The sequence below is a fragment of the uncultured Nocardioides sp. genome (assembly GCF_902805925.1).
Taxonomy (GTDB): Bacteria; Actinomycetota; Actinomycetes; order Propionibacteriales; family Nocardioidaceae; genus Nocardioides.
Genome location: NZ_CADCUP010000168.1, coordinates 1 through 21,779, shown reverse-complemented (window position 1 = coordinate 21,779; position 21,779 = coordinate 1). Strand labels below are relative to the sequence as shown.

The window sequence follows — 21,779 nt, the reverse complement described above, 5'->3', positions numbered from 1 at the left end:
GACGGCTGCCGCGGGACCTACTGGCCGTCGGCCACCGGCACCAGCGCCGCCACCACGCCCCCGGCATCGACGTCGCGCCGGACCGCCTCCCGCGACGTCGTCCCGTCGCTGCCGACCGCCGACTCCGCCGCCAGCACCGCCGCGTGCCCGTTGTCCACGGCCCTGGCCAGCCATGCCTCGTCGATGTCGGCGAGCGGGATCCGGCTCGCACCCACCCGTCCGCCGATCGTGACGAGCAGCTCGGCGCTCGCCGGACCGAGCCTCGTGAGCGCGCACCCGTTCGCCGGCCGGAGGTCCAGGTCGTCGGTCTCGGCCACCGGCTGGAAGCCGCGCTGCCCCAGCAGCGCCCTCATCGCGTCGTGCGCCCCGGCCTGCGTCACCACCGGGACCGGTGGGAACTGCAGCACCAGGAAGTCGGGCCCGCTGTGCGTCGCCCACCGGAGGTCGGGGCTCGTCTGGAGTTCGTCGGTCACGGCTCCACTGTGCCAGCGGACCGTGCGGGGGCGGGCAGGTGGACGATGCCGGCGCCTCAGCGCGCGCCGCTCACCCGGCGGCCGCCACCCGCGAGGGATCGATGCGCTCGCCGGCGAGGTAGTACAGGACGGTTCCCTCGTCGAGCTGCTGGTCCCACGGCGGGCTCACGAGCAGCTCCTCGCCTGTGCGGACCGCGACCAAGGTGGCCGCGAGCGTACGACCGAAGTGCACCTGGCAGTCACCGAAGGTGGCATGCGGGAAGCCCTGCGGGACCCTGAAGGAGTAGGTGTTGCCGTGGCCGCCGGCGGACATCAGGTCGTTGTAGACCTCGGTGATGCCCGGGTCGCTCACCTCCTCAGCGAGCAGGAAGGGCATGTGCCACTGCACGCACTGCACGCGCGGGTTGACGTAGCCCAGCTGCTCCCGGCGACGCATGTCGCGCAGGGCGGCGACCAGGTGGATGTCGGGCCTCTCGTGGTCCACGGCCACCGCGATGGCGAGGGTCTCGTTGTCGTCGCGCCCGTCGATCAGCGCGGTGCGGGCGCGACCGATGCACGCCCGGGTCATCACGTCGGCGTGGGTGAGTTCGCCACGGACGAACACCACCGCCGCCTCGTCGGGGAGCGGGTTCTGCGTCACCTCGTCCCAGGCGCAGAGCGCGATGCGGTGCCGGCCCTCGGTCGTCAGCTCCGCGACGATCTTCTCGGTGCGGCCCGGCGTGTAGCCCAGGATGACGACGTGCCCGGTGAGGTCGAGCTGGGTGGTGCCCCTCATGCGCTTCCCTCTCACGGCCTGGAGGTAGTCGGCCATCTGTGTGAACAGCAGCGTCAGGGTCACGATGCCGCCGACGATGACGTAGGCGCCCACGGCGTGACCGGCGGCCGACATCGGGAAGAAGTCGCCGTAGCCCACGGTGGCCGAGGTGACCAGGAAGTACCACCAGTAGTTCGCCGGGTCCGTGATCTGGTTCTCCGGCTCCGCGAGCCACATCGCCAACCAGCTGGTCGGGAAGAGGAACAGGACGAGGACCAGCGGTCGACGCCAGCCGGTGAGCCGGCTCCGGAGGTACTGCGACATGCGGTACAGGACAGTCGGCACCGTGCTCCTCTCCGGCGGGTGGAGGCGCTGACTGTAGCCCAGCCGCGGCTCGTGATCGGGACCCGACCGGCGACCTGGCGGAGCCCTGCCGGAACCTGGGCGGAGCCCGGGACGACCCGGCGGGCCTACCAGGCGCCCACCCGGTAGTCCTTGAGGAAGCACCCGTACAGATCCTCGCCGCGCTCGCCCCTGACGATCGGGTCGTACACCCGCGCGGCGCCGTCGACGAGGTCGAGGGGGGCGTGCCAGCCCTCGGCGGCGATGCGGAGCTTGTCCTGGTGCGGGCGCTCGTCGGTGATCCAGCCGGTGTCGACGGCGGTCATCTGGATGCGGTCGGTCTCGTACATCTCCTGCGCGGAGGTGCGGGTCAGCATGTTCAGCGCGGCCTTCGCCATGTTGGTGTGCGGGTGGCCGGCGCCCTTGTAGCGGCGGGAGAACTGGCCCTCCATGGCGGAGACGTTGACGACGTACCGGCGGGGGGACGAGGCGGCTGCCATCGCCGGGCGGAGCCGCGAGATGAGCAGGAACGGCGCGATCGAGTTGCACAGCTGCACCTCGAGGAGCTCGAGCGGGTCGACCTCGTCGACGGTCTGGGTCCAGGAGTTGTGGGTCCGGAGGTCGGGCAGCAGGCCGCCCGCGTCGACCGCAGTGCCGGTGAGGTGCGCCTCGACCGACGCGTGGCCCGCCTTGAGCGCCAGCGCGGTCATCGCGGCGGCGGAGCGCGCCGCGCGGGCATGCTCCAGCGACTCGCCCTCGTGGTGGGCGACGGAGTCGGCCGCCAGGGCGCCGGCGATCGAGGCGGGGTGGGCCTCGGAGACGCGGTCGAAGCTGACCATCTCCGGCAGCTCCACGCCCGTGGGGAGCGGGGCGTGCTCGGCCTCGACGAGGGGCGCATAGGCACCGGGCGTACGACGCACGGTCTGGCACGCGTTGTTGATGAGGATGTCGAGCGGGCCGGCGGCGGACACCTCGTCGGCCAGCGACACCACCTGGGTGGGGTCGCGCAGGTCGATGCCGACCACCGTGAGCCGGTGCAGCCACTCGGCGCTGTCGGCCATGGCGGAGAAGCGGCGTACGGCGTCCTTGGGGAAGCGCGTCGTGATCGTGGTGTGCGCGCCGTCGCGGAGCAGGCGCAGGGCGATGTACATGCCGATCTTGGCGCGACCGCCGGTGAGCAGCGCACGGCGGCCGGTGAGGTCGGTGCGCTGGTCGCGCTTGGCGTGCGACATCGCGGCGCAGTCGGGGCAGAGCCAGTGGTAGAACGCGTCGACGCGGGTGAAGTCGTGCTTGCACATGTAGCAGCCGCGCGGGTTGATCAGCTCACCGGCGAAGGCGCCCGCGGCCGTCGACACGAGCGGGATGCCGGCCGTCTCGTCGTCGATGCGGACCGGCGAGCCGGTCGCGGTCAGCGCGGTGATCGCGCGGTCGTGGGCGAGCTCGGCCTCGCGCTTGCGGGTGCGCCGCTCGCGCTTGAGCGCCTTGTACAGGTGCGACGCCGCGTGCTTGACCGTCACGATGTCGGGGTGGTCGGAGGGGAGCTCGTGGAGCATCCCCAGCACCCGGACCGTGGTCGCCAGGTCGTCGGGGTCGATGGTGTCGGGCGTATTCAGCACCGGCCGATGGTAGGCGAGGCTGCCGCGCCGCCGTGGGAGGCTGCCGCCATGCACTTCGTCGGACTGGACCTCGCCTGGGGCGAGCGGAAGCCCACGGGCATCGCCGTCCTCGACGACCGCGGGCACCTCGTGCACATCGAGGCGGCCCGCACCGACGCCGAGATCGGCGCAACGATCGCGCCGTACGTCGCGGGCGACTGCCTCGTCGCCATCGACGCGCCGCTCGTGGTCACCAACGCCACCGGCAACCGGCCGGCGGAGCGGGCGCTCAACAAGGACTTCGCGAGGTACGACGCCGGCGCGCACCCGGCCAACACGGGCAAGCCCGAGTTCGCCGACGTGCCGCGTGCCGCCCGGCTCAGCGCCCGCCTGGGGCTCCACATCGACCCGGGCTCCCGCGGCAGCCGGCGGGCGATCGAGGTCTACCCGCACCCCGCGACCGTCGCGCTGTTCGGGCTCGGGCGCACCCTGAAGTACAAGGACAAGCCCGGTCGGTCGCTGGACTCGATGCGTGAGCAGCTGCTGACCCTGACCGCGCTGCTGCAGGGCCTGGCCACCGCCGACCCGCCCCTGCACCTCGCCGACTCCGACGCCTGGCGGCGCCTGGTGCGCGACATCGAGACCGCCGAGCGCAAGGCCGACCTGCGCCGCGCCGAGGATCCCGTCGACGCCGTGGTGTGCGCCTACGTGGCGCTGTTCCGGGAGCGCCGGCCCGCCGACACCACGACGTACGGCGACGTCCGGACCGGCTACATCGTCACCCCGAGCCTCCCCGACGGGCAGATGCCGAGCCCGCGGCCGGCCCGGCAGGTCGAGGACGCGGTCGCCGCGGCGGTGCGCACCTACGCCGCCCGTCAGCCCTCGCTCCGCGACGCGGCGGACCAGGCGACCGCGATGGTCACGACGGTGCTCGACGAGGCCGGCATCAACTACCTCAACGTCACCGGCCGCGCCAAGAGCGTGGCGTCCTTCGCGGCCAAGGCGGCCCGCGTGATCGACGGCGAGCGCGCCTTCGCCGACCCGGTGCACGACATCACCGACGTCATCGGCGTCCGCGTCATCACCTACGTGCAACGCGACGTGGAGGCGGTGGCCGAGCTGCTCGCAGGAGAGGCCGTCGTGCTCGACGACCGCGACATGGGCCGGGAGACCGCCAGCGAGGGCCGGTTCGGCTACGCCAGCCGGCACCTCCTCGTCGAGCTCGACCCGGACGACACCGAGGCGGCGGAGACCAGCCCCGACCTCGTCGGGCAGCGCGTGCAGGTGCAGATCCGCACGGTGCTGCAGCACGCGTGGGCGGAGTTCGAGCACGACATCCGCTACAAGGGCAGCATCCCCGACGCGCAACGCGCCGAGTTCGACCGCCGCTTCACCCTCGCCGCCGGGCTCCTGGAGCTCGCCGACCGGGAGTTCTCCACCATCCGCGAGCGGCTGCGCGGCACCGCGGAGGCCGTGCGCGAGCAGGCACGTGACGACGACCCGCGCATCGACGCGCAGGAGCTGGCGGCGTTCCTCGCGGGCCAGTACGCCGACGCCGGGTGGTCGCGCGAGAGCCACTACGCCTGGATCTCCGGGCTGCTGCTCGAGCTCGGCATCACCTCCCTCGACGAGCTGGCCGACGTGGTGCGCCGCGTCGACTCCGCCGAGCTCGACCGCCGGATGGGCTACAAGAGCCCGACCGGCGCCGTGCGCCGGCTCGACGACGCGCTGCTCGCGACCTACGGCGACGGATACGTCGCGCTGCACGGGAACGCGCACCGCACGGACCGGCTCCGGGCGCGGCTGGGGAAGCTCACACCCTGACGGTGGGGCGGCGCGCGGCCCGGCGCCCCCGCGGTCCTCGCGCGCCCTCGACCAGCGGCCGGGGGAGCCGTCCCGGGACCACGGTCCCCGGGAAGCCGTGGTTCCGGGACGGAGCAGGACTGCTGCCCTCGGGGCTCCCGAGGGGCAGTACCCACCTGGCCCCCACCTGAGCGGGTGGTGGAGCAGGAAGCCGGCGGCCGCCGTACGCCGCGCCGGAGGGGCGCGTGCCGAGCGCGGAGCCCCGCGGTGACCGGCGGTGACCCGCCTCCCCAGGTCGGCCAGCGCTCGGCAGGCGGCGCTCGCTCAGGCGCCGCCCTCGCGGAAGAGGCAGAACGGGTGCCCGGCGGGGTCGAGCAGCACGCGCACGTCGGTCTGTGGCTGGTCGTCGGCGAGCGAGGCACCGAGCCCCTGGGCGGCCGCCACGGCCGGCTCGAGGTCGGTGACGGCGATGTCGAGGTGCACCTGCATCTGCTGGTCGCCCGGACCGGCCGGCCACGCGGGCGGCACGTGGCACTCCTCCCGCTGGAAGGCCAGCCCGCTGCCGTCCCGGGGCCCGATCCGCACCCAGTCGGACTCCGACTCCACCACCTCCCAACCCAGCAGGGCGCAGTAGAAGTCGGACAGACCCCGCGGGTCGGGCGCCCCCAGCACGGTGGCGGCCAGGGTGAAGGACGCTGACATGGTCGGCACCCTAGGGTGTCCGCCCGCACAGGGGCCTGGTTGCCCCGGCCGCCGCCCCTAGGACGTCGCGCGGGCGAGGTCGTCGACCACGGCCACCAGGTCGCCGTGCCGGTCGAAGGAGCGGCGCTGCCGATCGGCCCCGGTGCCGCCCTCGCAGAGCCGGGCCAGCGCGTCGGTGACCAGGGCCAGGTCGCCGGCGTCGTCCAGGGCCCCGGCGGTGTGGCGCACCAGCGTGTCCAGCGCGGCCCGGGCCGGCACGGGTGATCCGTCGACCGGGTCCAGCAGCCGCTCGGCGAGCCCGAACCGGGCCGCTCGCCAGCCCGCCACCCGCAGCTGGTCGACCCGCCAGGGGGCGGGCGCGACGCCTCGCCGCAGCTCCCGTGCCGCGGTCTCGGTGAGCGCCCGGCTGAGCGCGGCGACCACCAGCGCGTCCTGCAGCGAGGTGCACGCGTCCGCGACCCGGTACTCCACCGTCGGGTAGCGCGCCGAGAGGCGTACCGGCAGGTTGAGCAGCCCGGCGTCGGCGATGGCGCCGGTGTGCAGCATCTGCGCGGTGAGGGCGTCGTACGCCGCGGCGTCGCCGAGCAGCTCGGTGGGACCGGCGCTCGGCCACTGACCCCACACCTGCGAGCGCCAGCTGGCGAAGCCGGTGTCGCGGCCGTGCCAGTACGGCGAGTTGGCGCTGATCGCGAGCAGCAGGGGCACCCAGGGCCGCACCCGGTCGACGACGCCGACGCCCTCGTCCCGGCTCTCGACCTCGACGTGCACCTGCACGGCGCACATGAGGGAGTCGTCGGCGATGCCGGCGTGGACGCGGCTGATGCCGTCGAAGCGCTCGTCGCGGACCCGCGGTCCGTTGGGCGCATCGACCACCGGTCCCCCGACGGCGACGGCCCGGACCCCGAGCGCCTCCGCCGCCGCGCGCAGCGTCGACCTGCCGTGCTGGAGCCGGCGGCCGATCTCGGCCAGGCTCCGGGTCGGCGCGGTGACGACCTCGACCTGCGCCAGGAAGAACTCGCGGACCAGGGCCACGTCGTCGGTGCCCGTCCCGCCCCCGGCGATCACCTCGGTCGCGAGAGGCGCCGGGGCACCGTCCTGGTCGACCAGGATGAGCTCCTCCTCGACGCCGAGCTGTCGGATCGTCACGTCGCCTCACCTCGCACGGGGCGATGGTCGCATCTCTGTGCCGATGCCGGGCACCGGAGGACACATCGCGGTCACGACCGGACGAGGGGGGACACGATCTACGCCGAGGCACTGCTCCGACCCTGGTACGACGCGCTCGCGCGGGAGACGCCCGGGTTGGCGCTCCTCGACGCCCACACCCACGTGGGCACCCGTGACCCCGACGGCTTCACCGCGACGACCGAGGAGCTCCTCGGCTCCCTCCGCCTGTGCGGGGGTCGGGCCGTGGTCTTCCCGATGGTCGAGCCGGGTGGCTACCGCGAGCCGAACCTGCGGTGCGCGAGGGAGGCGGCCGCGAGCGGCGGCGTGCTGACCGCGTTCGCGCGGCTCACTCCCGACCAGGAGCCGGCCGCGATGCTCGCGGAGGCGCTCGCCGCGGGGGCGCGAGGCGTCAAGCTGCACGCCTCCGGCGACGGGTTCGACCTGCTCGACCCGCGGCTGGAGGGTGTCTTCTCCCTGGCTCACGAGCGTCGCCTGCCGGTGGTGCTGCACGCCGGCCCCGAGCTCGGCAGCATCGGGGCGACCGTGCTGTCGCTGTGCGGCCGGTTCCCCGGGATGCGGGCGGTGATGGCGCACTGTGCGCTGACCGACCTGATGTGGCTGTGGCGCCACGTCCCCGCGACCCCGAACCTCTTCTTCGACACCTCCTGGTGGAGCGTCGAGCACGTGATGTCCCTCCTCCGCCTCGTGCCGCCCGGGCGGGTCCTCCTGGCCTCCGACCTGCCGTACGGCACGCCGCTGCAGGCCGCGGTGTGCACGCTGCGCTGCGCGGTGCAGGCCGGTCTGGACGCCGACCAGCTGCGCTGCGTCGCCGGTGGCCAGCTCGCCCGCCTGCTCGCGGGGGAGGACCCGCTCGAGCTCGGGCCGGCACCCGCGCAGGAGGCACGGGCGATGAGCCCCGTGCTCGACGTCCTCACCTCGTCGCTGTACTCCGTGCTCGAGCCCATGCAGCGCGGTGCGGACCCGGGCACCGCCCTGGACGTCGTACGACACGCGTGCCGGGTGGCCGACGACGACCCGGACGCCGACGTCGTCGCCTCGGTCCGGCACCTGCTCGACCTGTACGACGAGCGGCGCGGCTCCCTGCGCCGGCGCAACCAGTTCACCCCCGGCCGCGACCTGGTCCTGGCCGCTGCGTTCGTCGCCCGCACCCCCGCAGCACCCCTGCCCTGAGAACCTTTGGCAGAGTTGTCGTACCGGCCCGGTCCCGTTCGTGGGAGGGGTGGAGTGAGGCCGCCGGGCCTCACCGGCTCAAGGAGGAACACCATGGCTCAGTACCTGCTCTCCGTGCACGGCTCGGTCGACGACCCCGCCCCCGACATGGCCGAGATGCAGCCCGTCTTCGAGGCGGTGGAGCGCTTCAACGACAAGCTCCGCGCCGAGGGTGCGTGGGTCTTCGCCGGCGGCCTGCACCCCATCGAGGCGGCCACCACCGTCGACGCGCAGGGCGACCGGGCGGTGGTCACCGACGGCCCCTACGTCGAGAGCAAGGAGTTCCTCGGCGGCTTCTGGATCATCGAGGCCGCCGACCTCGACGCCGCCCTCGACTGGGCGGCCCAGGGCTCGCGGGCCTGCGCGGGCGCGGTGGAGGTCCGGCCCTTCCAGGAGGACTGATGCCCGCTCCGGGCGACCTGTCCGAGCCGATCACCCGGATCTTCCGGGACGAGTACGCCGCCGTCGTCGCCTCGCTGGCCCGCCGCTTCGGTGACCTCGACCTCGCCGAGGAGGCGGCCGGCGAGGCCATCGTGACCGCCATGGAGCGGTGGCCGGTCGACGGCGTCCCGCCCAACCCCGGCGGCTGGCTGACCACCACCGGCCACCGCAAGGGCATCGACCGCATCAGGCGGGAGTCCACCCGCGACAGCAGGCACCGGCAGGCGGCCATGACCCACGACGACTCCCCTCCCCCCGACACCGGCGTGGTCGAGGACGACCGGCTCCGGCTGGTCTTCACCTGCTGCCACCCCGCCCTCGCCCCGTCAGCCAGGGTGGCGCTCACGCTGCGGCTCATCACCGGCCTCACCGTGCCCGAGATCGCCGCGGCCTTCCTGGTCCCGGAGACGACGATGGCCCAGCGCATCACCCGGGCCAAGGCGAAGATCAAGGCCGCGAAGGTGCCCTACCGGGTGCCCCGGGCCGAGGACCTGCCCGGGCGCACCGCCGCGGTGCTGGCCGTGGTCTACCTGGTCTTCAACGAGGGCTACCTGGCCACCGCGGGCGAGGAGTCCGTGCGCGACGACCTGTGCGAGGAGGCGATCCGCCTCGCCCGGCTGCTGCGCGTGCTCCTGCCGCGCGACCCCGAGGTCGTCGGGCTGCTGGCGCTGATGCTGCTCGTCCACGCGCGCCGGCCCGCCCGCGTCGGCGCCGACGGCGCGCTGGTGCCGCTCGACGAGCAGGACCGCACCCTCTGGCGGCGCGACCTCGTCGAGGAGGGTCACGACCTCGTGCGGGCGTGCCTGGCGCTCAACCGGCCCGGGCCCTACCAGCTGCAGGCGGCGATCAACGCCGTGCACACCGACGCCGCCACCGCCGGGGAGACCGACTGGTCGCAGGTCGCCGCCCTGTACGGCCAGCTGGCCGCCATCGACCCCTCGCCCGTCGTCGCGCTCAACCGGGCGGTCGCCGTGGCCGAGCTGCACGGCCCCGAGATCGCGCTCGACCTCGTCGACCGCCTCGACCTCGCGGCGTACCACCCCTGGCAGGCGACGCGCGCCGACCTGCTGCGCCGGCTCGGACGGCACGCCGAGGCGCGGGCGGCCTACGACGCCGCGATCGCGCTGATCGACAACGAGGCCGAGCGGGCGTTCCTCTCCGGCCGGCGTGCCGGGCTCCTGTGAGCCGAGGTGCCAGCGGCCCCGCGGCGGGTCAGACCTGGATCGCCCGGTGCACCCAGACGCTGGTGACCTCCATGCCGACCTTCTCGTAGAGCGGCAGGGCCCCGGTGCGGGAGTCGGTGGAGAGGCAGGCGGCCGCGGTGCCGTGCGCGCGCGCCGCGGCGAACGCGTCCACGAGGAGCACCTGGGCCAGGCCCCGCCCGCGCTGGTCCCGGCGGACGGCCAGCCGGTCCACGAACGCCTCGTCGCCGGCCTTGACGACGAACGCGGTGCCGACGACCTCGCCGCCGGCGTCGGTGACGACGCGGAGGTTCCAGGGCTCGAAGCCCGGCCGCAGCCACATGCCGGCAGCACAGTCCTCGAACGCCTGTCGCTCCCGCTGCGACCACTCGAGGAAGGCGTCCTCGATGACCGTCCAGACCGTACGCCGGTCGGCCTCGGTCGCCTCGCGCACGGTGTAGCCCTCGGGGAGCGGGCGGTCGACGATGTCGCGACCCGGCGGCAGCTTCAGCACCCAGCTGGTCCAGCGCACGTGGTAGCCGAGCGCCTCGAGCAGCCGGTCGCCCGACGAGCCCTGCGGCACCGGCATGCCGATGACGTGGCCGCCGCGCGAGCGCACGAGCGCCTGCATCCAGCCGGCGAGGGCCGTGCCGATGCCGCGCCCGTACCACGAGGGGTGCACCGCGGCGTCCCCCCTCTCGGCGCCCGATACCTCGGCGTACCCCACCAGCCGGTCGCCGTCGAGGACCCCGACGGTGGAGGCGGAGACGTCGAAGCTGGGGCGCTGCCAGTCGGCGACGATGTCGGCCTCCTCGATCTCGGCCCGGCCGATCTCGGCGACCTCGACGGCGGCCATCACCTCGTAGACGGCCGTGGCGTCGGAGGGGACGAGGGGGCGGCTCGTCAGCCCGGCCGGCAGGTCGAGGGCAAGCGTGCTCGTGTCCACCGAGCCAGTGTGAGCCGGATCCGTCCCCGCTGTCGCCGCATTTTCCGCCGCTGCGTGAGCAGGGTCGCACGGTGCAGGAATGCCATGTGGGAGCGTGCACGCACTACCGTTGACGGGTGGACGACGACGCGAGCACCGACCAGCCGACCTTCGCCGACCTCGGGCTGGAGGCCCGGGTCCTCAAGGCGGTGACCGACGTCGGCTACGAGGTCCCCTCGCCCATCCAGGCCGCCACGATCCCGCCGCTGCTCGAGGGCCGCGACGTGATGGGCCTCGCGCAGACCGGCACGGGCAAGACCGCCGCCTTCGCGCTCCCGATCCTCTCCAACCTCGACACGCGCCAGAAGACGCCCCAGGCCCTGGTGCTCGCCCCCACCCGCGAGCTCGCGCTGCAGGTGTCGGAGGCCTTCGGGCGGTACGCCGCGCGCCTGCCCGGCCTGCACGTGCTGCCCGTCTACGGCGGCCAGGGGTACGGCGTCCAGCTCTCCGCGCTGCGCCGCGGCGTCCACGTCGTCGTCGGCACGCCCGGCCGCATCATGGACCACCTCGAGAAGGGCACGCTCGACCTCTCCGAGCTGCGCTTCCTGGTGCTCGACGAGGCCGACGAGATGCTCAAGATGGGCTTCGCCGAGGACGTCGAGACGATCCTCTCGGGGACGCCCGACACCAAGCAGGTCGCGCTGTTCTCGGCCACGATGCCTGCTGCGATCCGCCGGATCACCGCCAAGCACCTCAAGGACCCGGTCGAGGTCACCGTCAAGAACAAGACCGCGACGGCGTCCAACATCACCCAGCGCTACATGATCGTCTCCTACCCGCAGAAGATCGACGCCCTCACGCGCATCCTCGAGGTCGAGAACTTCGAGGGGATGATCGTCTTCGTCCGCACCAAGAGCGAGACCGAGGTGGTGGCCGAGAGGCTGCGGGCGCGTGGCTTCTCCGCCCAGGCGATCAACGGCGACGTCGCCCAGGTGCAGCGCGAGCGCACCATCAACCAGCTCCGCACCGGCAAGCTCGACATCCTCGTGGCCACCGACGTGGCGGCCCGCGGGCTCGACGTCGAGCGCATCAGCCACGTCGTGAACTTCGACATCCCGACCGACCCCGGCTCCTACGTGCACCGCATCGGCCGCACCGGCCGCGCCGGCCGCAGCGGTGAGTCGATCGCGTTCGTCACCCCGCGCGAGCGGCACCTGCTCCGCGCGATCGAGAAGGCCACCCGCCAGCCGATCACCCAGATGCAGATGCCCACCGTCGAGGACATCAACGAGACCCGCCTGAACCGCTTCGACGACGCCATCACCACGATGCTCGCCGACGCGAAGCGGCTGGAGTTCTTCCGTGACGTCGTCGGCCACTACGTGCGCGAGCACGACGTGCCCGAGATCGACGTCGCCGCCGCCCTGGCCGCGGTGATGTACGCCGACAGCCCGCTGCTGCTGGACCCGGCGAAGGAGCCGGCCCAGCGGACGTTCCAGGGCAGCGACCGCGAGCGCCCCGAGCGCAGCGGCAAGCAGCGCGACAGCGGCCCGCCTGCTCGAGGCCGCCGGGCGGGCAACGACGCCAACCTGGCGACGTACCGCATCTCGGTGGGTCGCCGGCACAAGGTCGAGCCGCGGCAGATCGTCGGGGCGCTGGCCAACGAGGGCGGCCTGGGGCGCTCCGACTTCGGCCGGATCGACATCCGGATGGACCACTCGCTGGTCGACCTGCCCGCCGAGCTGCCGCCCGGCACGTGGGAGCGCCTGCGCGACACCCGCATCTCCGGCAAGCTCATCGAGCTCGGCAAGGACACCGGCGCGCCGCCACAGCGCCGTGACGGTGGCGAGCGCGCGAGGAAGCCGCGCCACAAGTAGGTCTGAGGGTGGGTGCGGACGGTCGGCGACGGTTCATCAAGGTATGTCGCCGAAGTGGTGCTTCCCATGGTGTGCAATCCGTGGGAACTGTCGGTTCGGCTGCATACCTTGATGAAGCAAACGGCCAGCCGCCCAGCCCGGACGCAGCAGGGCCCCGGAGCCCAACGGCTTCGGGGCCCTGTCGCTGCAGCGGGGTGGCCGCTGGAGGTCAGGCGCTCTTGATCGCCGAGATGTCGAACTCGAGGACGATCTTGTCGGAGACCAGGACGCCGCCGGTCTCGAGGGCGGCGTTCCAGGTCAGGCCGAAGTCCTTGCGGTTCACGGTGGTGCGGCCCTCGAAGCCGATGCGCACGTTGCCGAAGGGGTCCTGCGCGGAGCCGGTCTCCTCGAAGGGGATGGTGATCGACCGGCTGGTGCCCTTGATGCTCAGGTCGCCGGTGATCTGCCACTCGCTGCCGTCGCGCTCGACGGAGGTCGAGGTGAAGGTGATCTCGGGGAAGGTCTCGGCGTCGAAGAAGTCGCCCGACCGGAGGTGGCCGTCGCGGTCGGCGCTGCCGGTGTCCACGGAGGCGGCCTGGATGGCGACGTTCACCGAGGAGGCGGACGGCGTCGCGGTGTCGACGTGGGCGGTGCCGGCGAAGTCCCTGAACTGCCCGCGGACCTTGGTGACCATCGCGTGCCGGGCGGTGAAGCCGAGGCGGGTGTGGGAGACGTCGATGGTGTAGTCGCCGGTGATGTCGGCGATGGCGGTGGTGGAGGCGTCGAACTCGTGCTGGCTCATGGAGACTCCTGGAGGTAGGTCGTTGGAAATTCAACTACTCCAACATCCAGGAGCGGCAGATATTCCCGCACCGGTGTCACCGCCGCACGGGCATGACCGCAGTCCGGGGAGACCGCGCTCGGTGGGGCCGGCCGGAGGGGTCAGGCCGCGTGCGGCGCGTGCAGCCCGGTCGGCGGGGCGTCGCTGGACCAGCGCGCCTCCAGGTGGGTGCGCCCCTGCTCGTCGCGCACCTCGACCCAGTGCATGCGGAACCCGCGACCGGGTGCAGCCGAGCCGTTGCGGCCCTCGATCGTCGTCTGGACGTCGAACATGTGACACCTCCTGTTCACCTACTGTTCACCAGAGTACGTCGTTCCCCACCCGACGGGCAAGAAACGCGCCAATTAGCCTCTCGGACCTCCCTCTGTGGGGCTCCGGACCGGCTGACGCGCCGTGGCGCGCTCCACTCGCCGGTGTGTCGGTGTAGCCACCGGCGCCGGGTACATTCGTTAGATAGGTGGTTCTGCCCGATTTCGGGCAGGAAGTTGCCGATCGACCGGGCTCGGCGCACGATCTACACCGTGCCTGTCGACGCGCCCGTGCCCGACCCGCTTCTCGACCACCTCGTCTCGACCACCGGCCTCACGGCCGCGGAGGCCCGCCGGGTGATCGAGGACGTGGTCGCGTTCCACCGCGAGAGCGTGGAGGACTACGTCCGTCGGCGGCACGCGCACCTGAAGACCTACGGCGCCCGGAACGAGGAGATCTTCGACCGGCTCGCCGTCGAGCTGGCGCAGCGAGTCGTCGCCGCGCCCCCGCTCACCGCCCGGCAGCTCCGCCGGATCGTCTACGGCTGATCACGAGAGAGAGACCACCCCATGTGCGGCATCGTCGGCTACATCGGCGCCCAGCAGGCGCCCCCGATCCTGCTGGAGGGGCTCGGCCGCCTCGAGCACCGCGGCTACGACTCGGCGGGCCTGGTGGTCCGCGCCGACGGCCGGGGACCCCGTGCGCTCCGCGTCGCCAAGCGCGCGGGCCGGGTGCGTGACCTGGCCGCGGCCCTGCCCAAGCGCTTCGCCGGCACCGCCGGGATCGGGCACACCCGGTGGGCGACCCACGGCCCCGCCAACGATGTGAACGCCCACCCGCACACCGACGCCGACCAGCGGGTCGCGGTGGTGCACAACGGCATCATCGACAACGCCGCAGCCCTGCGCGAGCGCCTGGCCGCCGACGGGGTCGAGCTCGTGTCCGACACCGACACCGAGGTGGTCGCGCACCTGGTCGGCCGGTCGCAGGCCGACACGCTCGAGGGCAAGGTGAGCGAGGCCCTCTCCGTCATCGACGGCACCTGGGGGCTGGCGGTCCTGCACGCCGACTTCCCCGACCGCATCGTGGTGGCCCGCAACGGCAGCCCGCTCATCGTCGGCGTCGGCGACAAGGAGATGTACGTCGCCTCCGACCTGGCCGCGCTGGTGCGCCACACCACCACCGTGGCGATGCTGGATGACGGCGAGCTGGCGACGGTCACCGCGGGTGGGTTCACCACCCTCCGCCACGACCTCACCGCCACCGCGAAGGCCGCGACACCGGTCGACGTCGACCCCGACTCCTACGAGGCCGGGGTCCACGCGTCGTACATGCACAAGGAGATGCTCGAGCAGCCCGCCGCCGCCGAGCGGATGCTGCGGGGCCGCCTCGACGAGCGCTTCGGCGCCACCCACCTCGGCGGGCTGAACATGGAGCCGCGGGAGTTCCGCGCCATCCGCCGGGTGAAGATCCTGGGCTGCGGGTCGGCGTACTACGTCGGCCAGATGGGCGCCGGCCTCATCGAGGACCTCGCGCGCGTCCCGGCCGACGCCGAGGCCGCCAGCGAGTTCCGCTACCGCAACCCGATCATCGAGCCCGACACGCTGTACGTCGCGGTCAGCCAGTCCGGGGAGACGATCGACACCCTGCTGGCCGTGCAGGAGATCCGCCGCAAGGGCGGGCGGGTCATCGGGCTGGTCAACGTCGTCGGCAGCGCCATCGCCCGCGAGTGCGACGGAGGCATCTACCTCCATGCCGGCCCGGAGGTCGCGGTGGCGAGCACCAAGGCGCTCACCAACATGTTCCTCGGCTTCGCGCTGCTCGCCGTCCAGCTGGGGCGCGTGCGCGACCTCTCCATCGCCGACGGCACCCGGCTCGTCACCGCGATGGCGGCCCTGCCGGGGCTCGTCGGGCAGGTGCTGGCCAAGGAGGAGCAGTACGCCGCCGTCGCCCGCACCCTCGCCGAGGCGCCGAGCCTCTTCTTCATCGGCCGGGTGCGCGGGTTCCCGGTGGCGCGCGAGGGCGCTCAGAAGTTCAAGGAGATCAGCTACCGGCACGCCGAGGCCTACCAGACCTCCGAGCTCAAGCACGGCCCGCTCGCCCTCATCGACCCCGCCCTGCCGACGGTCGCGGTCGTGCCGGCCGACGACCTCACCGAGCGCAACGTGGGAGCGCTGCACGAGATCGCCGCCCGGCGCGGACCGCTCGTCGTGGTCACGCACGAGGACGTCGACCTCGGCGGGGTGGAGGCCGTCCGCCTCGACGTGCCCCGGAGCGAGCCCGAGCTCGACCCCATCCTGATGACCCTGCCGCTGCAGCTGCTGGCCTACCACGCGGCCCTGCACCTGGGTCACGACATCGACAAGCCGCGCAACCTCGCCAAGTCCGTCACCGTGGAGTGACTGCTCGGTGGTCGGGCGCCCGCGAGGGACGGGCGGAGATGTCCGGACCCTTTGGTAGACAGGCCCCATGCTCCTGCGGACCGGCTCGGCGGCCCCTGTCCTGACTGCCCTGACCGCCATGACTGCGCTGGCTGCCACGCTGACCGCGTGCGCCCTGCCGTGGTCGGGTGGCCCCGACCCCGAGCCGGTGCTCGAGGGCCTCGCGCACTCGCTGGAGTCGGGCGAGGTGCCGGCGGGGCTGGAGCCCGTGCTGGCCGGGGTCGCCGACCTGCCGCACTCGGTGACGGCGGCGACCGCGGAGGTCGACGGCGACGTCGCCACCTCGGCGCTCACCTGGCAGTGGGAGGTGGCCGGCGAGCCCTGGGAGTACGACGTCCCCGTCGAGCTCCGCCTGGTCGGCGACTCGTGGGAGCACGACTGGTCACCGGCGCTCGTGCACCCCGAGCTCGTCGAGGGCGACACGCTCGAGACCACTCCGATCGCCCCGGCCCGCGGACCCATCACCGGCGCCGGCGACCTGCCCCTGGTGACCGCGCGCGACGTGGTGCGCTTCGGCGTCGACCGCACCCAGGTGGAGGACGCCGGGGCGGGGGCGTCCGCCCGGGCCCTGGCGGCGCTCGTGGAGGTCGACCCGGAGCGCTTCGCCACGTCGGTGACCGCCGCGGGGCCGCAGGCGTTCGTCGAGGCGATCGCGCTGCGCACCGAGGACGTCGACCCGGCGCTCGCCGCCGGCCTCGAGGCGATCCCCGGCGCCCGCGCCGTTCCCGGCTCCCTGCAGCTCGGCCCCACCCGCGGCTTCGCGGCCCCGATCCTCGGCAGCGTCGGCCCGGTCACCGCCGAGATGGTGGAGGCGGACCCCCAGACCTACGCCGCCGGCGACGTCGCCGGGCTCTCCGGCCTCCAGGCACGCTACGACGACCAGCTGCGCGGCACCCCCGGCCTGGTCGTCGACCGGGTCGCCGCCGACGGCACCGAGGTGGAGCTCTTCCGCGTCGACCAGCTCGACGGTCAGCCGCTCGCCACCACCCTCGATGAGGACCTCCAGATCGCCGCCGAGGGCATCCTGGCCGACGTGGGTCCCGGCAGCGCGCTGGTGGCGATCCGGCCCTCCGACGGGGCGATCCTGGCAGCGGCCAACGGTCCCGGCACGGGCGGCTACAACCTGGCGACGTACGGGCAGATGGCGCCGGGCTCGACGTTCAAGATCGCCAGCAGCCTCGCCCTGCTGCGGGCCGGGCTCACGCCCGGGACCCGGGTGCCGTGCACCGCCTCGGTGGTCGTCGACGGCAAGCGCTTCGAGAACTACGACGACTACCCCAGCTCCCGGCTCGGCTCGATCCCGCTGAGCGCCGCGGTGGCCAGCTCGTGCAACACCGCCTTCATCGCCGCACGTGGTGACGCGCCCGCAGGCGGCCTCGCGGAGGCGGCCGCCTCTCTGGGTTTCGGGGTCGACCACGACCTGGGCTTCCCGGCGTACTTCGGACAGGTCGAGCCGCCGGCCAGCGAGACCGAGGGGGCCGCCGACATGATCGGCCAGGGCAGCGTGCTGGCCTCCCCGATGGTGATGGCCACCGTCGTCGCCTCCGTCCAGGCCGGGCACACCGTCCTGCCGCGCCTGCTCACCGCGACCGCGCCCTCGGACCCGACGCTGATCCCCGAGGCGGAGGCGCTGCGCGGGATGCTGCGCGCCGTGGTGACCGACGGCAGCGGCGGCTTTCTCCTCGACCTCCCCGGGCCGCCGGCGATCGCGAAGACCGGCACCGCCGAGTTCGACCGCGACGGCGAGCGCCTGCTGCACGCGTGGATGGTCGCGGCGCAGGGCGACCTCGCGGTCGCGGCGTTCGTCGAGGAGGGCCTGGGCGGGCGGCGCACGGCCGGACCGCTCCTCGACGCGCTGCTGCGCGCGGCAGGCTGACGCCTTCCGCGCCGGACTCCCGGGGCCTACTGTGACGTGGGCCACAGCACGTGGCGATGTGTTGGTTCTCGGGAGGAATCATGTCGTTCCCATCACCGGCGCGCGCCCTGGCGGCCGCGTTCACGGCGGTGCTGCTCGCCGCCTCGTTCCTGCAGGCGCCGGCCCAGGCCGCTGCACCGGAGTACGTCGCCCTCGGTGACAGCTACTCCTCCGGTACGGGCACCCGCAGCTATCTCGCCGACGGCTCGTCGTGCCAGCGCTCCACCTCGGCCTACCCCGCGCTCCTCGCGGCCTCGCGCGGCTGGACGCTGAACTTCCGGGCGTGCTCCGGCGCGCGCATCCCCGACGTGAGGGGCACCCAGCTCTCTGCCCTGACCAGCACCACCCGCTACGTGACGATCTCGGTCGGCGGCAACGACGCCGGCTTCGCCGACGTGCTGACCGAGTGCGCCCTGCCCGGCTGGATGAGCAGCTGCCACCGCGCGGTGGACCGGGCGCAGGCGTTCATCAACGGCCCGCTGCCCGGCCGGCTCGCCGGGCTCTACGCCTCGATCCGCAGCCGGGCGCCGTACGCCCGGGTGGTCGTGGTGGGCTACCCGCGCATCTTCATGGGCGAGGACTGCAACGCCGCCACCTTCTTCTCCCCCGCCGAGCAGTCCCGGCTCAACCAGACCGCCGACCTGATGAACGCGCGCACCGCCACCCAGGCCGCCACCGCGGGCTTCCGCTTCGCCGACCCGACCTCGGCGTTCCTCGGCCACGCCGTCTGCGACCGCGCCGAGTGGATCAACGGGCTCTCCTGGCCGGTCACCGAGAGCTACCACCCCAGCGTCGCCGGCCAGGGCAGTGGCTACACGCCCACGGTCAGCGCCCAGCTCACCGGTGTCGCTCTGCGGGCCGACGGCGCCCTGATGCGGGCCTCCGCGGCCGGAGCCGGAGCCCTGGCCGTCCGCCAGCGGAAGTACGCCGCGGCCGACCGCACGATCCGCCCGAAGGAGCTCACCGCCCCCGACCTCACCACGGAGGCGGCCCGCAGCGCGGCCCGGGAGGCCGGCATCGACCTGGACCGGTGGCTGGCGCGGCACTGACGCCCCGGCGGTGCCGCTCAGGGCTCCGAGGCCGAACCCCTTGCCGCATGGGGTCGGCAAGGGGCTGGCGTGCGCCCACCTTCCGGTGAACCGCGAGAGAATGGTCCCACGGCGGGACGAAGCGCGTCATCGCCTCCGCCGAATGCCCAGGCAAATTCGCGAGCGGTCCATACGAGGTGAGGCGCATGTCCGAGGTCAGGGAGCTGTTGTTCATCGGCGGCACGTGGCGGGAGGCCGCGGGCGGAGGTCGTTTCGACGTCCTCGACCCGGCCGACGGGTCGGTCCTGGCGCGGGTGGCCGACGCCGGTCCGGCCGACGCCGTCGACGCCCTCGACGCGGCGGTGGCCGCGCAGCCGGGCTGGGCCGCGACCGCGCCGCGCGAGCGCGGGGAGATCCTGCGGGCGGCGTACGAGCTCGTCGTCGAGCGCACCGACGACCTCGCCCGGCTGATGAGCCTGGAGATGGGCAAGCCGCTGGCCGAGGCCGCGGGCGAGGTGGCCTACGGCGCGGAGTTCCTGCGCTGGTTCTCCGAGGAGGCGGTGCGCATCCACGGTCGCTGGATGAGCGCGCCCGACGGGCGCAGCCGGCTGCTGACGCTGAAGAAGCCGGTCGGACCGTGCCTCTTCGTCACGCCGTGGAACTTCCCGCTCGCCATGGGCACCCGCAAGATCGCCCCGGCGATCGCCGCCGGCTGCACGATGATCGTCAAGCCTGCCGAGCAGACCCCGCTGACGATGCTCGAGCTCGCGGCGATCCTCGCCGAGGCCGGCGTGCCCGACGGCGTCCTCAACGTCGTGACCACCAGCTCGTCCGCCGACGTCGGGCAGGCCGTGATGGGCGACGACCGGCTGCGCAAGATCAGCTTCACCGGCTCCACCCCCGTCGGGAAGGTGCTGGTGCGGCAGTCGGCCGAGAACCTCCAGCGGGTCTCGATGGAGCTCGGTGGCAACGCGCCGTTCCTCGTCTTCGACGACGCCGACCTCGACGCCGCGGTGCAGGGCGCGATGCTCGCCAAGATGCGCAACATGGGCGAGGCCTGCACCTCGGCCAACCGGTTCCTCGTGCACCGCTCGGTCGCCGAGGAGTTCTCCCGGCGGCTCGGGGAGCGGATGGGCGCGCTGAGGATCGGACGAGGGCAGGACGACGGCGTCGACGTGGGTCCGCTGATCGACCCCGACGCGGTCGAGTCGGTCAGCGGGCTGGTCGCGGAGGCGGTCCGCGACGGCGCGCGGGTCGTCGTGGGTGGCGAGCCGGGCGAGGGGCCGGGGTACTTCTACCCGCCGACCGTGCTGGCCGACGTCCCGGCCGGGGCGCGGATCAACACCGTGGAGATCTTCGGCCCGGTCGCCCCGATCACCGTCTTCGACACCGAGCAGGAGGCGGTGGCCGCGGCCAACGCCACGGAGTACGGCCTGGTCGCCTACGCCTACACCCGCGACCTCGCGCGCACCCTGCGGCTGGCGGAGTCGCTGGACTGCGGCATGGTCGGCGTCAACACCGGCCTCGTCTCCAACCCCGCCGCGCCGTTCGGCGGCGTGAAGGCGAGCGGCTTCGGGCGCGAGGGGGGCTTCGAGGGCATCGAGGAGTACCTCGAGACCACCTACGTCGCCCTGCCGACCACCTCGCTCGGCTGATGGAGCTCTTCGCCGACATTCCCACGCAGTACGCCGACTTCGCCGCCCACGCGGACGGCTCGCCGTGCTTCGAGGCGTGGGCCAGGGGTGTCGTCGAGGATCCCGAGGTGCAGGCGTGGGTGCGGACCCTGCCGGGCATCAAGCAGCAGCCGAACCTCGTGTTCGCCGCCGCCCGGTGGCACGGCGTGCCCGCGCCCGGCCCGTACGCCGGCCTGCGCGAGGCGCTGCTCGCCGACGACGCGGGCGGCGGGCCGATCCGCGCCACGATCATGCAGCGCGCGACGCAGACCAACGAGGTCGGCCGGCTCGCCACGCTCACGCCGGTGCTCGCGCGGGTGGCGCAGGAGGCGGGCCGGCCGCTCGCGCTGCTCGAGGCCGGGGCGTCGGCCGGCCTCTGCCTCTATCCCGACCGCTGGTCCTACGCGTGGCCCGGTGTGGGCGCCCTGGCCGGGCCCGGACCGCTGCTGCGGTGCGAGGTCACCGGCCCGATGCCCCTCCCGGCGGCGCTGCCGGAGGTGGCGTGGCGCGGCGGGCTCGACCTCCACCCGCTGTCGGTGGCCGACGCCGACCAGATGGCGTGGCTGGCCAACCTGGTGTGGCCCGAGCAGGACGACCGGCGGGCCCGTCTCGAGCAGGCCGTCGCCATCGCCGCCGCCGACCCGCCGCACCTCGTGGCCGGTGACCTGCTCGACGACCTGCCCGCGCTGGTCGAGGAGGCCGCGTCGTACGGCGAGGTGGTGGTGTTCCACAGCGCGGTGCTGGCCTACGTCGACGACCCCGGCCGGCGCCGCTTCGAGCGGCTGATGGCCCGGCTGGTCGGCGAGGGGCGCTGCCGCTGGGTCAGCAACGAGGGCGGGCGGGTGCTGCCGGGCGTGGCCGCCACCGGGCCGGCGGTGCCGGACGACGTGGCGTCGTTCGTGCTCGGCCTCGACGGGCAGGCGGTGGCCTGGACCCACGGCCACGGGTCGTCGATGCGCTGGCTGTAGCCAGGATGTCGCGGCTCGAGTGCGCGGAGGGTGCTGTCGGTGGTCGAGTGCCCGGGGTTTCTCGGTGGTCGAGTGCCCGCGAGGGACGAGCGGGTGTATCGAGACCGCCGGCACAGTGACTGGGTCTCGATACGCTCGCTGGCGCTCGCTACTCGACCGGCGAGGGGCGCTCGTGACTCGACCAGCGCGAGGTTG

The 21,779-nt window shown here is 73.6% G+C and carries 19 protein-coding genes; 11 read left to right on the top strand and 8 right to left on the bottom strand.

Translation table 11 applies throughout. The features are described 5' to 3' along the window. Positions 1–17: 17 nt before the first annotated feature. The 3 genes from QZX64_RS12190 to QZX64_RS12180 all read right to left on the bottom strand — a co-directional run bounded on the left by QZX64_RS12190 (position 18) and on the right by QZX64_RS12180 (position 3,185). On the bottom strand, positions 18–473 hold the full coding sequence (locus QZX64_RS12190) for a hypothetical protein (RefSeq protein WP_295660202.1): 456 nt from the start codon (positions 471–473) through the stop codon (positions 18–20). Positions 474–543: 70 nt separating this feature from the next. After that, a complete protein-coding gene (locus QZX64_RS12185) occupies positions 544–1,572 on the bottom strand; it encodes an ion channel (RefSeq protein ID WP_295660199.1) in 1,029 nt (342 codons plus the stop codon). A 125-nt stretch (positions 1,573–1,697) separates the two neighbouring features. Further along, positions 1,698–3,185 (bottom strand): SDR family NAD(P)-dependent oxidoreductase, encoded by a 1,488-nt coding sequence (locus QZX64_RS12180; RefSeq protein ID WP_295660196.1) that lies wholly within the window; start codon positions 3,183–3,185, stop codon positions 1,698–1,700. Positions 3,186–3,233: 48 nt separating this feature from the next. Between QZX64_RS12180 and QZX64_RS12175 the strand changes: the two genes are divergently transcribed. Then, complete coding sequence (locus QZX64_RS12175) at positions 3,234–4,988, top strand: DUF429 domain-containing protein (protein ID WP_295660194.1); 1,755 nt, start codon at positions 3,234–3,236, stop codon at positions 4,986–4,988. 303 nt (positions 4,989–5,291) lie between these two features. On the opposite strand, the gene QZX64_RS12170 is transcribed toward QZX64_RS12175, so the two are convergent. Then, positions 5,292–5,669 carry a VOC family protein gene (locus QZX64_RS12170; RefSeq protein ID WP_295660191.1) on the bottom strand — a complete coding sequence of 126 codons (378 nt, stop codon included), beginning with the start codon at positions 5,667–5,669 and terminating at the stop codon, positions 5,292–5,294. Positions 5,670–5,726: 57 nt separating this feature from the next. Then, complete coding sequence (locus QZX64_RS12165; RefSeq protein WP_295660188.1) at positions 5,727–6,815, bottom strand: glutamate--cysteine ligase; 1,089 nt, start codon at positions 6,813–6,815, stop codon at positions 5,727–5,729. A 156-nt stretch (positions 6,816–6,971) separates the two neighbouring features. Between QZX64_RS12165 and QZX64_RS12160 the strand changes: the two genes are divergently transcribed. The 3 genes from QZX64_RS12160 (at position 6,972) to QZX64_RS12150 (ending at position 9,691) form a co-directional block, all read left to right on the top strand. Continuing rightward, positions 6,972–8,027 carry an amidohydrolase family protein gene (locus QZX64_RS12160; protein ID WP_295660187.1) on the top strand — a complete coding sequence of 352 codons (1,056 nt, stop codon included), beginning with the start codon at positions 6,972–6,974 and terminating at the stop codon, positions 8,025–8,027. A gap of 93 nt (positions 8,028–8,120) precedes the next feature. Beyond that, positions 8,121–8,468, top strand: coding sequence for a YciI family protein (locus QZX64_RS12155; protein WP_295660185.1), 348 nt, complete (start codon positions 8,121–8,123; stop codon positions 8,466–8,468). Further along, positions 8,468–9,691 (top strand): RNA polymerase sigma factor, encoded by a 1,224-nt coding sequence (locus QZX64_RS12150; RefSeq protein WP_295660182.1) that lies wholly within the window; start codon positions 8,468–8,470, stop codon positions 9,689–9,691. Before QZX64_RS12155 ends, QZX64_RS12150 begins: the two co-directional genes overlap by 1 nt. Positions 9,692–9,719: 28 nt before the next feature. Here QZX64_RS12150 and QZX64_RS12145 read toward each other — a convergent pair whose 3' ends face one another. Further along, a complete protein-coding gene (locus tag QZX64_RS12145) occupies positions 9,720–10,634 on the bottom strand; it encodes a GNAT family N-acetyltransferase (protein WP_295660179.1) in 915 nt (304 codons plus the stop codon). Positions 10,635–10,750: 116 nt separating this feature from the next. On the opposite strand from QZX64_RS12145, the gene QZX64_RS12140 reads away from it, so the two are divergent. Next, positions 10,751–12,490: a DEAD/DEAH box helicase gene (locus tag QZX64_RS12140; RefSeq protein ID WP_295660176.1), complete on the top strand. Its 1,740-nt coding sequence runs from the start codon at positions 10,751–10,753 to the stop codon at positions 12,488–12,490. Between the two features lie 208 nt (positions 12,491–12,698). Here the strand turns inward: QZX64_RS12140 and QZX64_RS12135 are convergent, their stop codons facing one another. Both QZX64_RS12135 and QZX64_RS12130 read right to left on the bottom strand, forming a co-directional pair. Beyond that, positions 12,699–13,271 carry a YceI family protein gene (locus tag QZX64_RS12135; RefSeq protein WP_295660173.1) on the bottom strand — a complete coding sequence of 191 codons (573 nt, stop codon included), beginning with the start codon at positions 13,269–13,271 and terminating at the stop codon, positions 12,699–12,701. Between the two features lie 140 nt (positions 13,272–13,411). Next, on the bottom strand, positions 13,412–13,582 hold the full coding sequence (locus QZX64_RS12130) for a hypothetical protein (RefSeq protein WP_295660170.1): 171 nt from the start codon (positions 13,580–13,582) through the stop codon (positions 13,412–13,414). 267 nt (positions 13,583–13,849) lie between these two features. Between QZX64_RS12130 and QZX64_RS12125 the strand changes: the two genes are divergently transcribed. The 6 genes from QZX64_RS12125 to QZX64_RS12100 all read left to right on the top strand — a co-directional run bounded on the left by QZX64_RS12125 (position 13,850) and on the right by QZX64_RS12100 (position 21,584). Continuing rightward, positions 13,850–14,107, top strand: coding sequence for a hypothetical protein (locus QZX64_RS12125; protein ID WP_366558549.1), 258 nt, complete (start codon positions 13,850–13,852; stop codon positions 14,105–14,107). Between the two features lie 21 nt (positions 14,108–14,128). Further along, positions 14,129–15,961, top strand: coding sequence for a glutamine--fructose-6-phosphate transaminase (isomerizing) (gene glmS / locus QZX64_RS12120; RefSeq protein ID WP_295660165.1), 1,833 nt, complete (start codon positions 14,129–14,131; stop codon positions 15,959–15,961). A 118-nt stretch (positions 15,962–16,079) separates the two neighbouring features. Further along, positions 16,080–17,876: a penicillin-binding transpeptidase domain-containing protein gene (locus QZX64_RS12115; protein WP_295660163.1), complete on the top strand. Its 1,797-nt coding sequence runs from the start codon at positions 16,080–16,082 to the stop codon at positions 17,874–17,876. 80 nt (positions 17,877–17,956) lie between these two features. Continuing rightward, positions 17,957–18,964 (top strand): SGNH/GDSL hydrolase family protein, encoded by a 1,008-nt coding sequence (locus QZX64_RS12110; protein WP_295660160.1) that lies wholly within the window; start codon positions 17,957–17,959, stop codon positions 18,962–18,964. A gap of 185 nt (positions 18,965–19,149) precedes the next feature. Beyond that, positions 19,150–20,598, top strand: coding sequence for an NAD-dependent succinate-semialdehyde dehydrogenase (locus tag QZX64_RS12105; RefSeq protein ID WP_295660158.1), 1,449 nt, complete (start codon positions 19,150–19,152; stop codon positions 20,596–20,598). Continuing rightward, positions 20,598–21,584 carry a DUF2332 domain-containing protein gene (locus tag QZX64_RS12100; RefSeq protein WP_295660155.1) on the top strand — a complete coding sequence of 329 codons (987 nt, stop codon included), beginning with the start codon at positions 20,598–20,600 and terminating at the stop codon, positions 21,582–21,584. The genes QZX64_RS12105 and QZX64_RS12100 overlap by 1 nt, the downstream gene beginning before the upstream one ends. The last annotated feature ends 195 nt before the right edge of the window (positions 21,585–21,779 follow it).